Source organism: Microbulbifer zhoushanensis (assembly GCF_021729055.1).
In the GTDB taxonomy this organism is placed as follows: domain Bacteria; phylum Pseudomonadota; class Gammaproteobacteria; order Pseudomonadales; family Cellvibrionaceae; genus Microbulbifer; species Microbulbifer zhoushanensis.
This window is the reverse complement of record NZ_JAJSAO010000004.1, coordinates 109,757-123,770: the sequence shown is the minus strand read 5'-3', so window position 1 is coordinate 123,770 and position 14,014 is coordinate 109,757. Positions and strand designations below refer to the sequence as shown.

Genomic DNA, 14,014 nt, shown 5'->3' with positions numbered 1-14,014 from the left:
AGCTAAGATGAAGGCAAAAATGCGCATGGATTCCCTCCTAACGGGATGGCTCGTTGGATTTGATCCGGGCGATACGATCGCGGATCAGGCTGAATGTTTCGTGGTCTGTTGTCGGTGATAAGCCAAAGTTGCTCTTCAGGACACGCTCACTGGCAAGCGCGGCCAGTGCAAACTCGATGCCGTGACAGTTCAGGCATACCGGCAACATTTTTTCATTCGGTCGCAGGTTGTGATTCTGGTTATGGTTGACGAGGATTTCACCATCATGCTCTTCCCTTGGCAGGTGGCAGTTGGCGCAGCTGACCCCGCCGGCTTCACCTTGTTGCCAGGCCTGGAAGTGGCCTGACTCCCGGTAGGCCAGGCTGTGTTCGTCGTTGTGGCAGCCCAGGCACGCCTCGACCGCGGCAAAGCGGGTATCGGTCTCGTGGGGTCCATGGCAGCTGATACAAGTGAGTGCACCTTTGCTCCCCGGCCGCATGGGCAGGCGCGCCTCTGCCGGGGTCATCGCGCCATTGTGCGCAAAGTCCTCCGGCAGTGCCGCTGACAAGCGCATTCCGTGTTTGCCGCTGGTGAAGGCATCCCGTTGCCCGGCATGGCAGCTGCCACATTGCTCGACAATTTCGCGGCTGGAAAACTGCAGCTGACCGTTACTGTGACAGTCACTGCAGTTTATCCCCGCTTGCGCGTGCCTACTTGCCACCCAGGAGTCGGAGATGCCTTTGTGCGGTTCGCCGGCATCAAGGTCTGCCTGCTGCAGTCGCAGCGGTTCCCTGTGCGGATTTTCCCGAAGCCATGACTGCATTGCCGTGCGTGCCGGAAGCTGCGCATCCGGGAGCAGTGCCGGCTGCCCCACGTGTGCAATCAGGAAGTCCTCGTAGAGGGTGCGGTTGTCGTGGAAGTTATGGCAGCCGGCACTGGCACAGCTGTCGAAGGCGAGATCCTGGTGGCTGCTGCGTTCTTCGGCAATATCGTTATGACAGTGAAAACAGAAATCCCCGGCCAGGGTCACTCCCATCTCCCTGGTGGTTTCCGGCTGGTGCTCGGTATGGCAGGTAACACAGCGGCGCGCATCCAGCTCGGCCAGCAGCGGTGCGTTGCGTGGATCGAGGAATTTCTTGCGCGGATGGGAGTCATTGGCCAGCTCCAGCTCATCGGCGTGGCAATCCAGGCAGGCCTGTTGCATGGCCTCCTGCCCGGCAAAGCCGTCACCGTGGCAGCTGGTGCATGCGAGCTCGATCTGGTGGTGGCCGTGGCTCATTTCACCGCTGACAAACAGGGTCTTGTCCGAGTACTCGAGGTTGTACGCAGCAGTAGACCCAATTGCCAGGGTCACCAGCAGTCCAAAGTGCCAGAATTTGAATTGATAGCTTTTCATCTAAAAGTAATACACCGCCAGTATGTGGTACGCGAGCAGAACCGGAAGTGTCCAGAGCAGGGCGTAGTGCACGCGTGACCACCACTTTCGGTGTTCGCGCAGTTTCATATCCGTCCAGTGGTGGTTGCGTGCCATAAATACCCCCACCAGGGCTCCGGTGGTGGTTGCTGCAAGGAAAACCAGCATCAGCGCCAGGTTCAGGTTTTCCCCGAGGCGGAATCCGGTGTGCACCACCAGAACCACCAGTGCCGCACAGCCGATCAGGCTGTGGGCGTAGCGCCAGTGATCAACATGCCCGTGGGTGAATTTTTTCCAGCGTTTGCGGAGACTCAGTGACGCGGTGAGCAGGCAGAAGCCGAGCAGACTGTAACCACTGACCTGCTTCCAGAAGTTGTCGTACCAGAGTTTTTGCCAATACCAGCTTGACTGGACACTTTCCGAAATTGGTGCCGGCGGCATGAATACGGCCAGCGTAATCAGTAGCAGGGATACAAATGAGGTAACCAGGATTCCGCGCGCGTGGCGCATCACCAGGTTGGGGGCGGGCACATCCAGCAACTCGGCTATCAGCGGGCGGCAGCTGCCGCATACCGAGCCGGCTGTAGTCGCCTGCTGCAGGTCCATCAGGTTGCGCTTGCCGTGCGAGATGGCAGAGCAGAGTTCTCCCTTGCTGATGCCATTGCACTGGCAAACCAGGTAATGCTCGGGCTGCTCCCTGATCCCCCTGGCGGCCGACTTTTGCCACAGGTGTCCATCCCGCCCAAAACGTTTCGTGATGCGTGCCGTGACGACCTCTGCGGCAGCGACGGCCTGTCGCACCTGGCTGGCTTCATCCCAGCTGCCGATGTAGACAGCACCACACAGGCGCCCATCCCGGACAAACAGCTGGCGATAGAGCCCTTTAAAGCGATTGCGATAGATATGATATTCATCGCCATCCACGTCACCGATGATGGCGCAGGGAATATGGGCGATTTTCAGCTGGATGTCCCGGTAGCTACCCCGGTATGGAGTGGCCTGCAGTCGGTTGTTGTGCCTCTGGCAGATGTGTTCACAGCAACTCTCTGCCTGTTCGTAGCCAGGCCGGACGAACTGGTACACCTCCTGTTCGAACTCAGCGCACTCGCCAACTGCATAGATATCCGGGTCGGATGTCTGCAACCACTGGTTAACGACAATTGCCCGGGCCGTATCCAGGCCGCATTGTTGGGCCAGGGTGATCTCTGACTGGATGCCAGTGCACAGGACCACGGCGTCAACGGCCAATCCAGGCTGGCCGGCAAAATGCAGCTCGGATGCTTTTTCATTACCCGTGATGGCAGTTGGCACCTCACCAACCCGGAGTTCCACACCCAGTGCCTCAAGTGCTGATTTCAGGTATGTCTCGGCTTCTTCATTGAGTAGTCCGCCGAGCAGGCCTGCCCGGGATTGCAGTGTGACACGGTTATTCTGCGCTTTTAACGCTGCAGCCGCCTCGAGCCCCAGGGCGCCGGCACCGATTACGCAGATATGCTGGTTTCCCTCGCGCAGCCGGATCAGGTCTTCGGTATTTCGCAGGCTGCGGAACGGGTAGACGTTTGGGAAATCGGTCCCGGGAATCTGTGGAATAGCCGGGTTGGAGCCCGTGGCAAGGATTAACTTATCGTAAGGCTGGATGTTTCCGGCTGCATCCGTGATGGTCTTGCCTGCCCGGTCGATGGCGACAACCCGCCGGTCGATAAACTCGGCCAGTCTGCTGTCGTATTGGCCCCAAATGGGGTTGCTCAGATCTTCCAGGGACACCTGGTCGGAGAGGTATTGCGAGAGCTTTACCCGGTTATAGGGGGATTCGGCCTCTGCACCGTAGATGACCACCTGTGCATCGTCACTGAGTTCAAGCAGTTTCTGTGCGCAGCGCACACCCACCGGGCCGGTACCCACCACCACATAAATCGGGTAGTCACTCTCAGCCGAACCGGTGCGCTCCCGCAATTGTTGCCGTAGAGGTGCATCCTCGAGTTCAGCCATACCTTCCCCCATATAGCCCGTTCCCCATGCGCAATCCTGTCTTGTACTTCATTATTATTCTGGAGCCCCGCGCCCCTCTTGAGATCTATTGTTCTAATTATTTTGTTTATTGGAGAATTTTAGTGCCACTATATTTAAACAAAATCCAGTGAAGGTCCATAGCCGGCCTGTTTTATAAAACACTGTGAAATAATTTACCCGGGGCTTGTGATGGGGGTATCAACGCAGCCCGTCCGGAGGGGCAGGACGGGCCGGATTGAATGGGAGTCTGAAAGGCAGCTGGGATGTGACACAGCCCGCGCGGCGTGCTGCGGAATTTGCCCGGGCCACTACAGCCCGCGGCGCCGTGCAGGTGCGCCGGGGTGCTGTAGTGTTCCCAGCGAATTCAGGAGGGTTGGTACAGCGTGTAGAGTTCTTTTTCCTCCAGTGTGACCCGCCGGGTCAGGGCCTCGCCGATTTTTTCATAATCGCGTTTGAAGTCCCGCACCATCTCCTGGGTGAAAGCCTCGTGCGAGTAGCGTTTACAGAACTGCACTACTGCGTTGGCGATGTCATTCATGTCCGTGCGGAAATCCTTGACGATCTGGCGCGTGTGGAGGTCCTCTGACAGCGATTGCTCGAGGTATACGTAAAAGCTCACATTTTCCTTGATCAGGTGGGCCTGGAACCTGGACTTGAATGTGGTCAGGTGTTGCGCCAGCTTGCGGAAGTCCTGCCGTTCATACCCCTCTGACCAGATTCGCTGGAAGATGCTGATCAATTCATGATGGTCACCCTTCAGTCTATTGATCAGTGCGGGGTCATAGTTGATTGTCCGTCCCTGCCTGGTCCCGCCAGTGCTGTTCTTTGAATAGCGGTCATCCCGAGTAGCTGACTCGTTGCGGGATTTGCCGGAAAAGATGCGAAACATGAGTCTGGGCCTTTTTTGGTCTTTTTGGAGTGTTGTTGAACCGGAGTGCCACTGATGGCTGTGGACAGCGGATTTTGCCGTGACGGCGTATAGATGAAACAGTTTTTTAGAACAGAGTTCCACTTTTCTGCCTCACATGAGAACCAAGTCACAGAATTTTGGTGCTGTGCCTGATTATGGTGCACTTTTCTGAGTGCCTTCACTCTTAACAGTTGAGAAAGGAGCTTCAGCGGGCCAGTTCGCGACTGGTGGGATCGGGGGGCTGGAAGGTAAGTTGATCAGGGTCGGAGGAGATGGTTGGTACAGTGCTGGCAGCGAGCCTGGCGCCAGCCCTTGCCGCCATAAAAAAACCCGGCCAGGGGCCGGGTTTTTCAATCGTTGCCTGTCGCTATCAGCGCTGGTCCAGCGGCACGTAGTCGCGCTCGGTGTAGCCGGTATACAGCTGGCGCGGACGACCGATCTTGTAGGGATTGGAGATCATCTCGTTCCAGTGTGCGATCCAGCCGGCGGTGCGGCCGGTGGCAAAGATCACGGTAAACATGTCGGTGGGGATACCGATAGCCTTCATGATGATGCCGGAGTAAAAGTCCACGTTCGGGTAGAGCTTCTTCTCGACGAAGTACTCGTCTTCCAGGGCGATCTTCTCCAGCTTCTTGGCGATCCGCAGCAGCGGGTCGTTTTCGGCACCCATTGCACTCAGGACCTCGTCGCAGATTCCCTGCATCACACGGGAACGCGGGTCGAAGTTCTTATAGACGCGGTGGCCAAAGCCCATCAGGCGGAAGGGGTCATTCTTGTCCTTGGCCTTTTTCACGTACTCGTCGATGCGGCTCTCGTCACCAATCTCCTGCAGCATGTTCAGTACCGCCTCGTTGGCGCCACCGTGTGCCGGGCCCCACAGGGCGGCAATGCCGGAGGAGATGCAGGCGAACGGGTTGGCACCGGAAGAGCCGGCCAGGCGCACCGTGGAGGTGGAGGCGTTCTGCTCGTGATCGGCGTGCAGCAGGAAGATCACGTCCATGGCCTTGGCCACAATCGGGTCCACCTTGCTCGGCTCGCACGGGTTGCCGAACATCATATGCAGGAAGTTCTCGGCATAGCCGAGGCTGTTATCCGGGTACATGAAGGGTTGGCCCTTGGAGTGCTTGTAGCACATGGCGGCCAGGGTCGGCATCTTGGCGATCAGGCGATGGGCCGAGATGCGACGGTGTTCGGGGTCATTGATGTCCAGAGAGTCGTGGTAGAAGGAGGCGAGGGCACCGACCACTCCACACATCATGGCCATCGGGTGGGCATCGTAACGGAAGCCCTTGAAGAAGCTGACGATCGACTCGTGCACCATGGTGTGGTTCATGATGGTGTCGACGTACTTCTTCTTCTCTTCTGCTGAGGGGAGCTCGCCGTTCATCAGCAGGTAGCAGGTCTCCAGGTAGTCGGACTGGTCTGCCAGCTGCTCGATGGGATATCCGCGATGCAGCAGCTGACCCTTGGCACCATCAATGTAGGTGATCTTGGACTCGCAGGCGGCGGTCGAGACAAAGCCCGGGTCATAGGTGAACAAGCCCTTGCCGGTCAGGCTGCTGACGTCAACAACATCGGGGCCGAGGGTGCCGGAAAGGACCGGCATATCGATACTGCCGTCGATACCGTCGACCGTGAGATGCGCTTTTTTATCGGACATTGCGGACTCCTAAAACTGTTCTTATGCCGCCTTATTCCCTGTTGCACAGAGGCCTAGCGGTCATTTCGGCGGGGCCAAACTTAAGTGGCGGCCCCCCATTTGTCAAACCAAAACGTGTGGACGGCTGGTCGCTTAACGGCAGGATATTCGGTCTTTCACTGACTAAAGAGAGAATTCGGCTGCTTTTGCAGCGCTGTTTTCCCAGTATCTTCGGTTAGAATGGCGCCGGCTCCCCGGGCATGCTGGCGGGGGATGCTTCCGGCCGGGCCGGTGGGTGCCGCCGGGGCCGGGGCGCAGTTTCATTGTGTTTTGACCATCAAATGCCTATAATCCGCGCGGCTTGCGCCATGGTAAGGCCGTTCTGGACAAGGCTTCACCAGTTTGGATGTGAAACGTCCAGCAAGCAGTTCGCCCCTCCATTGAAAAGCTAACGGGCGCCCGGTCGTTCAGGGCAACAAGGTGTTTTTCCTGTGAACAAAGACAGACCTGTCAATTTAGATATCTCCACTATCAAGCTTCCCGCTGCCGCACTGGTTTCCATTTTGCATCGTGTCTCCGGCGTGGTTCTCTTCGCTGTGGTTGCGCTGCTCCTCTATATGCTGGATGCCAGCCTGGCCTCTGAGCAGGGCTTTGCCGATACGGCAGCGCTGTTCAGCAGTGTTCCCGCCAAGCTCCTGCTGTGGGCATCCCTGGCGGCACTGATCTACCACTCACTGGCGGGTGCGCGTCACCTGCTGATGGACCTGGGGATCGGCGAGAGCCTTGAAGGTGGCCGTCGCGGCGCCGTAGCGGTGCTGGTACTCAGTGTAATCCTTATTCTGCTCACGGGAGTATGGTTATGGTAACTACGGTTACAAGCTTTGGCCGCAGCGGCGTCTTTGACTGGCTGTACCAGCGCGTCACGGCAGTGGTGCTGCTGGCTTATACCCTCTTTATTGTGGGTTTCATCTTTCTCAGCGACGACTTCGGCTACGAGAGCTGGTCGGCGCTCTTCGACCAGCGCTGGATGCGGATCTTCAGTCTGGTCGCGCTTCTCTCCACCGTCGCGCACGCCTGGATCGGCCTCTGGTCCGTGGTTACCGACTACATTACCAACCGCATGATGGGCCCCAAGGCCACCACTCTGCGGGTGCTGGCACAGGTAGTCCTGGGCGCGCTGGCCGTGATCTACGCGGTGTGGGGCATTGAAATTTTGTGGGGTGTGTAATTTATGGCGAACATGCGAACCATTTCCTTTGACGGGATCGTAATCGGCGGTGGCGGCGCGGGTATGCGCGCGGCCCTGCAAATGGCCCAGTCCGGATTCAAGACCGCGGTCATCACCAAGGTGTTCCCGACCCGTTCGCACACTGTATCCGCCCAGGGGGGGATTACCTGCGCGATTGCCAGTGCTGACCCGCAGGACGACTGGCGCTGGCACATGTACGACACCGTGAAGGGGTCTGACTACATCGGCGACCAGGATGCCATCGAGTACATGTGCTCCACCGGTCCCGAGGCCGTGTTTGAGCTCGAGCACATGGGCCTGCCGTTCTCCCGTACCGAGAACGGCCGCATCTACCAGCGTCCCTTCGGCGGCCAGTCCAAGGACTTCGGTCGCGGCGGCCAGGCTGCCCGTACCTGTGCGGCGGCTGACCGTACCGGTCACGCGCTGCTGCACACCCTTTACCAGAACAACGTCAAGAACAACACCGTGTTCCTGAATGAGTGGTTCGCGGTGGACCTGGTGAAGAACCAGGACGGCGTGGTTGTAGGTGTGATCGCCCTGTCCATCGAGGATGGCGAGGTGGTCTTCATCAAGTCCAAGGCTACTGTATTTGCCACCGGTGGCGCCGGCCGCATTTACGCCTCCACCACCAACGCCCACATCAACACCGGCGACGGTGTCGGCATGGCCCTGCGCGCCGGTTTCCCGGTTCAGGACATGGAAATGTGGCAGTTCCACCCCACCGGTATCGCCGGTGCCGGCGTACTGGTGACCGAGGGTTGCCGCGGTGAAGGCGGCTATCTCATTAATAAGGATGGCGAGCGCTTTATGGAGCGTTACGCTCCCAACGCCAAGGACCTCGCTTCCCGTGACGTGGTGGCCCGCTCCATGGTGCTGGAGATCCTGGAGGGTCGTGGTGCCGGTCCCAACAGCGATCACGTATTCCTGAAGCTCGACCACCTGGGCGAGGAAGTGCTGAACAGCCGCCTGCCGGGTATCTGCGAGCTGGCCAAGACCTTTGCCCACGTGGATCCGGTCAAGGCACCGATCCCGGTGGTACCCACCTGTCACTACATGATGGGCGGTATCCCCACCAATGTGCACGGCCAGGCCCTGACCCAGGATGCCGCCGGCAACGACCAGGTGATTGACGGTTTCTTTGCCTGCGGCGAAGTCGCCTGTGTATCCGTGCACGGCGCCAACCGCCTGGGCGGTAACTCCCTGCTCGACCTGGTGGTCTTCGGTCGCGCTTCCGGCCTGTTTATCGAGAAGGCCCTGCGTGAGGGTATCGAGGCACGCGAAGCGTCCGATTCCGATATCGAGGCAGCTATGTCGCGCCTGAATCGCCTGGAAAATACCAACGATGGCGAAAAGGCAGCCGACCTGCGCAATGAGTTGCAGGGCGTCATGCAGAACCACTTCGGTGTATTCCGCCGTGGCGACTACATGGCGGAGGGTGTGGAAAAGCTCAAGGACCTGCGTGAGCGCATCGAGAATGTGCGCCTCGAGGACAAGAGCCACGCCTTCAACACTGCCCGTGTCGAAGCGCTGGAACTGCAAAACCTGCTGGAAGTGGCCGAGGCCACCGCAATCCCGGCAGAAGTGCGCACCGAGAGCCGCGGCGCCCACGCCCGCGAGGACTACCAGGAGCGCGACGACGAAAACTGGCTGTGCCACTCCATGTTCTTCCCGGCGGAAAAACGTGTCGGCAAGCGCGCGGTCAACTTTGCGCCGAACACCATGGAAGCTTTCGAGCCGAAGGCTCGGACTTACTGATTCGGGAGCGGAATAGAGTATGTTGAAAGTAAGCATTTACCGTTACAACCCGGAGACCGACAAAGCTCCCTACATGCAGGACTACGAGTTCGACACCCAGGGCAAGGACCTGATGGTGCTGGACGTACTGGAACTGCTGAAGGCGGAGGACCCGACCCTGGCATTCCGTCGCTCCTGCCGCGAAGGCGTGTGCGGTTCCGACGGCATGAATATCTCCGGTCGCAATGGCCTCGCCTGTACCACCCCGCTGTCAGAGGCGGCGCCCAAGGGCAAGCTGGTACTGCGCCCGCTGCCGGGCCTGCCGGTGATCCGCGACCTGGTGGTGGACATGGAGCAGTTCTACGAGCAGTACAAGAAGATCGAGCCGTACCTGCAGAACGACACCCCGGCACCGGCGATCGAGCGCCTGCAGAGCCCGGAAGACCGCGAAAAGCTCGACGGCCTTTACGAATGCATCCTGTGCGCCTGCTGCTCCTCGGCCTGTCCGTCCTTCTGGTGGAACCCGGACAAGTTCATCGGCCCGGCGGGCCTGCTGCAGGCCTACCGCTTCCTGGCGGACAGCCGCGATACCGCCACCGACGAGCGCCTGGCCGGCCTGGATGACCCGTTCAGTGTATTCCGCTGCCACGGTATCCAGAACTGCGTCAATGTCTGTCCCAAGGGGCTGAACCCGACGCGGGCGATCGGGCATATCCGCAATATGCTGCTGGCCCGCGCTGTGTAAGCGCGGGTGGCCGGCCCGACCGGTTGCCCCCGTACGGGGCTGGCGCCAGAGCAGGCGCCCATCCACTACAAGAAAATCGGCCAGCGAGCCGGTACCAAGATGAAAAGGGGAGGTGACTTTTTGGCGCCTCCCCTTTTGTGAGTGAAAGGAACGCGCAGTGCAAAGGCCCATGCTGAGGCCCCGCTGCAATCGAGGTAGGCATCAACATGCACGAAAGCACCATGGAGCAGCTGTGGCGCACTTCCCATATATCGGGGGGGAACGCCGCTTATGTGGAGGAACTGTACGAGACCTATCTGCACGACCCCAGTGCCGTGCCGGAGGAGTGGCGCAGTTACTTCGACAGCCTGCCCCGGGTCCAGAGCGGTGGCGACGTGTCCCACGCAGCGGTACGCGCCCACTTTGAGCTCCTGGCCAAAAACCGTACCCGCCCGCTGGCCGCACCCGGTGCCGGCGCCGTCAATATCGAACACGAGCGCAAGCAGGTTAAAGTCCTGCAATTGATCAGTTCCTATCGCCACCGCGGCCACAAGAAGGCCACCCTGGACCCGCTGGGACTGATGGCGCGCGAGCAGGTGCCCGACCTGCAGCTGAACTACCACGGCCTGACCGAAGGGGATTTCGATACCACCTTCCAGACTGGCGGCCTGTTCTTCGGCAGCGGCGAGGCGACCCTGCGTGAAATTGTCGAGGGCCTCGAGCGCACCTACTGTGGCAACCTTGGCGCCGAGATCATGCATCTCTCCAACCTGGATGAGCAGCAGTGGTTCCAGCAGCGCCTCGAGCGTAGCCAGAGCAAGCCCAATTTCGGTGCTGAAATCCAGACTGAGATACTGCAGCGCCTGTCCGCCGCTGAGGGCCTGGAGCGCCACCTGGATTCCAAGTACCCGGGCACCAAGCGCTTCGGTGTCGAGGGGGGCGAGAGCCTGATCCCGATGCTGGACGCCCTGATCCGCCGCTCCGGTACCTACGGTGTGAAGGAAGTGGTGATGGGCATGGCCCACCGCGGCCGCCTGAACACCCTGGTCAACATCCTGGGTAAGAACCCGGCCGACCTGTTCGAGGAGTTCGAGGGCAAGAAGACCCTGGACACCTCCGGTGATGTTAAGTACCACCAGGGCTTCTCTTCCAACGTGATGACCCCGGGTGGAGAGGTTCACCTGGCGCTGGCATTTAACCCGTCGCACCTGGAAATCTGTGCACCGGTTGTGGTCGGCTCCGTGCGCGCCCGCCAGGACCGCCGCAGCGACGGTACCGGTGAGAAGGTGATGCCGATCAATATCCATGGTGACGCCGCCTTTGCCGGCCAGGGTGTGGTGCAGGAAACCCTGCAGATGTCCCAGACCCGCGGTTATTACACCGGCGGCAGCATCCATATCGTGCTGAACAACCAGGTGGGCTTCACCACCAGCAAGCGCGAGGATGCCCGCTCCACTGAATACTGTACCGACGTGGCCAAGATGATCGACGCCCCGGTACTGCATGTGAACGGCGACGATCCCGAGGCGGTGGTGCTGGCGGCACTGCTGGCCGTCGATTACCGCTACGAGTTCAAGAAAGATATCGTCATCGACCTGGTGTGCTACCGCCGCCGCGGCCACAACGAGACTGACGACCCGTCCGGCACCCAGCCGCTGATGTACCAGACTATCCGCAAGCACAAGACCACCCGCACCCTGTATGCGGAGAAGCTGGTCAATGAGGGTGTGCTGGACAAATCTGCCGCCGACAAGCTTGCCAGTGATTACCGCGACAAGCTGGACAAGGGTGAGGACGTGGCCACCGGCCTGGTGAAGCAGCCGGATGAAACCATGTTCGTGGACTGGAGCCCTTACCTGAACCACGACTGGACCACCCCGGGTGACACGTCTTTCGAGCTGCCCAAGCTGAAGGACGTGGCCCGTCGCATGACGGATATCCCCGACGGTGTTGTGCTGCAGCGCCAGGTATCCAAGATCTACGAAGACCGCCGCAAGATGGCTGGCGGCGCATCCCCGCTTAACTGGGGCATGGCCGAGACCCTGGCCTACGGCACCCTCCTGGAGCAGGGCTATATGGTCCGGCTGACCGGCGAGGATGTGCGTCGCGGTACCTTCTCCCATCGCCACGCGGTGGTGCACAGCCAGAAAGATGGCTCCTGCTATGTGCCGTTGCAGAATATGTACGACGGCCAGCCGGAGTTCTACATCTATGACTCGCTGCTGTCCGAGGAGGGCGTGCTGGCGTTTGAATACGGCTATGCCACTACCACGCCCAAGTCGCTGATTGTCTGGGAAGCCCAGTTCGGTGACTTTGCCAATGGTGCGCAGGTGGTGATCGACCAGTTCATCACTTCCGGTGAGCACAAGTGGGGCCGGATGTGTGGCCTGGTGATGCTGCTGCCCCACGGCTATGAGGGCCAGGGACCGGAGCACTCCTCCGCGCGCCTCGAGCGCTTTATGCAGCTGTGCGCCGAGCACAATATCCAGGTGTGTAACGCCACCACCCCGGCACAGATCTTCCACCTGCTGCGTCGCCAGGCAATCCGCCCCATGCGCCGCCCGCTGGTGATCATGAGCCCGAAGTGGATCCTGCGCCACAAGCTTGCGACCTCCACCCTGGATGAGCTGGCCAACGGCAAGTTCCACAATGTCATCCAGGATGACAATGTCGACCCGGCCAAGGTCAAGCGCCTGGTCCTGTGCTCCGGCAAGGTCTACTACCATCTGCTGGAAGCGCGCATGGAGCGCGAGCAGGAGGACGTGGCGCTGGTGCGCATCGAGCAGCTGTATCCGTTCCCGGACGAGGAGTTTGTCGACGCGGTGTCCGCGTACAAAAACCTCGAGAGCGTGGCCTGGTGCCAGGAAGAGCCGATGAACCAGGGCGCCTGGTATCACAGCCAGCATCACCTGCGCCGGCTGCTGGCGGAAGAGCATCCCAAGCTGGAACTGGAATACGTGGGCCGTGCGGCTTCCGCCGCGCCGGCTGCGGGCTATATGTCCACGCACCTGGAAGAACAGAACCAGTTCATCAATGAGGCGCTGACCGTCAAGTAAAGGGCGGCAGTAATTAGCAAATAATGGGCGTTCCCCGAAAGGGGCGCCCAAGAGTCAATCTCAGGAAACAGGACCAATGACGATCGAGATTAAAGCGCCAACGTTCCCGGAATCCGTTCAGGATGGCACCGTTGCCACCTGGCATAAAAAGCCCGGCGAGGCTGTATCCCGCGATGAACTGATCGTGGACATCGAAACCGACAAGGTGGTGCTGGAAGTGGTTGCACCCGCGGACGGCGCCCTCAGCGAAATCATCAAGGACGAGGGCGATACCGTCGAGTCCAACGAGGTGATCGCCAAGTTCGAGGAAGGTGCTGGCGGCAGCGCCGGCGGTGAGGCCAAGGAAGAGAAAGCCGAGGAAAAAGCTGAGGAGAAGGAAGAAGAGCCTTCCTCCAAGGGCGGCGACCAGCTGGTAAACCCTGCCGCGCGCAAGCTGGCTGACGAAAAGGGCGTCGACCTGGGCTCCGTCAAGGGCACCGGCAAGGGCGGGCGCATTACCAAGGAAGACGTGCAGAAAGCAGAGAAGGCCCCGGCCGCGGCACCGGCGGCAGCCGCTGCCGAGGCTCCGGTTGCCGAGGGCGAGCGCGTCGAGAAGCGCGTTCCCATGACCCGCATGCGCAAGCGTATCGCCGAGCGCCTGCTGGATGCCTCCCAGTCCACGGCCATGCTCACCACCTTCAACGAGGTGAACATGAAGCCGATCATGGACCTGCGCAAGAACTACAAGGACCTGTTCGAGAAGACCCACAACGGCACCCGCCTGGGCTTTATGGGCTTCTTCGTCAAGGCCGCAGTCGAGGCCCTGAAGCGCTACTCCGCGGTAAACGCCTCCATCGATGGTGACGACATCGTCTACCACGGTTACCAGGATATCGGCGTGGCCGTGTCCTCGCCCAAGGGCCTGGTGGTGCCGATCCTGCGCAATGCCGAGAACATGGGCCTGGCGGATATGGAAAACAATATCCGCGACCTGGGCCTGCGTGCCCGCGACGGCAAGCTGTCCATCGAGGAAATGACCGGCGGTACCTTTACCATCACCAACGGTGGCGTATTCGGATCCCTGCTGTCCACGCCGATCCTGAACCCGCCGCAGACCGCGATCCTGGGCATGCACAAGATCCAGGAGCGCCCGATGGCAGTCGATGGCAAGGTGGAAATCCTGCCGATGATGTACCTGGCGCTGTCCTACGACCACCGCCTGATCGATGGCAAGGAAGCAGTGGGCTTCCTGGTGGCAATCAAGGAAATGATTGAGGATCCGGCGCGCATCCTGCTGGAAGTATAAGAACCGCCTTTGAC

Annotated in this window: 10 protein-coding genes; 6 read left to right on the top strand and 4 right to left on the bottom strand. The window is 60.0% G+C overall.

Translation table 11 applies throughout. From position 1 onward, the window contains the following. Positions 1–37: 37 nt before the first annotated feature. The 4 genes from LVD10_RS09225 to gltA all read right to left on the bottom strand — a co-directional run bounded on the left by LVD10_RS09225 (position 38) and on the right by gltA (position 5,973). The gene (locus LVD10_RS09225) at positions 38–1,375 is read right to left on the bottom strand and encodes a cytochrome c3 family protein (RefSeq protein ID WP_232941339.1); all 1,338 of its coding nucleotides are present in this window, start codon (positions 1,373–1,375) and stop codon (positions 38–40) included. Further along, entirely contained in the window at positions 1,376–3,382 is a 2,007-nt protein-coding gene (locus tag LVD10_RS09220; RefSeq protein WP_232941340.1) for an FAD-dependent oxidoreductase, read from the bottom strand. Between the two features lie 385 nt (positions 3,383–3,767). Continuing rightward, positions 3,768–4,292, bottom strand: coding sequence for a hemerythrin domain-containing protein (locus LVD10_RS09215; RefSeq protein ID WP_232941341.1), 525 nt, complete (start codon positions 4,290–4,292; stop codon positions 3,768–3,770). A gap of 391 nt (positions 4,293–4,683) precedes the next feature. Further along, positions 4,684–5,973 carry a citrate synthase gene (gene gltA / locus LVD10_RS09210; protein WP_232941342.1) on the bottom strand — a complete coding sequence of 430 codons (1,290 nt, stop codon included), beginning with the start codon at positions 5,971–5,973 and terminating at the stop codon, positions 4,684–4,686. A 470-nt stretch (positions 5,974–6,443) separates the two neighbouring features. Between gltA and sdhC the strand changes: the two genes are divergently transcribed. The 6 genes from sdhC (at position 6,444) to odhB (ending at position 14,000) form a co-directional block, all read left to right on the top strand. Further along, entirely contained in the window at positions 6,444–6,818 is a 375-nt protein-coding gene (gene sdhC / locus LVD10_RS09205) for a succinate dehydrogenase, cytochrome b556 subunit (protein WP_232941343.1), read from the top strand. After that, complete coding sequence (gene sdhD, locus LVD10_RS09200; protein ID WP_232941344.1) at positions 6,812–7,180, top strand: succinate dehydrogenase, hydrophobic membrane anchor protein; 369 nt, start codon at positions 6,812–6,814, stop codon at positions 7,178–7,180. The genes sdhC and sdhD overlap by 7 nt, the downstream gene beginning before the upstream one ends. A gap of 3 nt (positions 7,181–7,183) precedes the next feature. Beyond that, complete coding sequence (sdhA, locus tag LVD10_RS09195) at positions 7,184–8,956, top strand: succinate dehydrogenase flavoprotein subunit (RefSeq protein ID WP_232941345.1); 1,773 nt, start codon at positions 7,184–7,186, stop codon at positions 8,954–8,956. A gap of 19 nt (positions 8,957–8,975) precedes the next feature. Then, positions 8,976–9,680: a succinate dehydrogenase iron-sulfur subunit gene (locus LVD10_RS09190; protein ID WP_232941346.1), complete on the top strand. Its 705-nt coding sequence runs from the start codon at positions 8,976–8,978 to the stop codon at positions 9,678–9,680. Between the two features lie 206 nt (positions 9,681–9,886). After that, positions 9,887–12,715, top strand: a complete 2,829-nt coding sequence (locus tag LVD10_RS09185; RefSeq protein WP_232941347.1) for a 2-oxoglutarate dehydrogenase E1 component — start codon at positions 9,887–9,889, stop codon at positions 12,713–12,715. A 76-nt stretch (positions 12,716–12,791) separates the two neighbouring features. Then, complete coding sequence (gene odhB, locus LVD10_RS09180) at positions 12,792–14,000, top strand: 2-oxoglutarate dehydrogenase complex dihydrolipoyllysine-residue succinyltransferase (RefSeq protein ID WP_232941348.1); 1,209 nt, start codon at positions 12,792–12,794, stop codon at positions 13,998–14,000. Positions 14,001–14,014 lie beyond the last annotated feature (14 nt).

Excerpts from the sequence above, each read along its gene's own strand:
- LVD10_RS09225 (WP_232941339.1), bottom strand. The coding sequence starts at position 1,375 with ATGAAAAGCTATCAATTCAAATTCTGGCACTTTGGACTGCTGGTGACC.
- LVD10_RS09220 (WP_232941340.1), bottom strand. The coding sequence starts at position 3,382 with ATGGCTGAACTCGAGGATGCACCTCTACGGCAACAATTGCGGGAGCGC.
- LVD10_RS09215 (WP_232941341.1), bottom strand. The coding sequence starts at position 4,292 with ATGTTTCGCATCTTTTCCGGCAAATCCCGCAACGAGTCAGCTACTCGG.
- gltA (WP_232941342.1), bottom strand. The coding sequence starts at position 5,973 with ATGTCCGATAAAAAAGCGCATCTCACGGTCGACGGTATCGACGGCAGT.
- sdhD (WP_232941344.1), top strand. The coding sequence starts at position 6,812 with ATGGTAACTACGGTTACAAGCTTTGGCCGCAGCGGCGTCTTTGACTGG.
- sdhA (WP_232941345.1), top strand. The coding sequence starts at position 7,184 with ATGGCGAACATGCGAACCATTTCCTTTGACGGGATCGTAATCGGCGGT.
- LVD10_RS09190 (WP_232941346.1), top strand. The coding sequence starts at position 8,976 with ATGTTGAAAGTAAGCATTTACCGTTACAACCCGGAGACCGACAAAGCT.
- LVD10_RS09185 (WP_232941347.1), top strand. The coding sequence starts at position 9,887 with ATGCACGAAAGCACCATGGAGCAGCTGTGGCGCACTTCCCATATATCG.
- odhB (WP_232941348.1), top strand. The coding sequence starts at position 12,792 with ATGACGATCGAGATTAAAGCGCCAACGTTCCCGGAATCCGTTCAGGAT.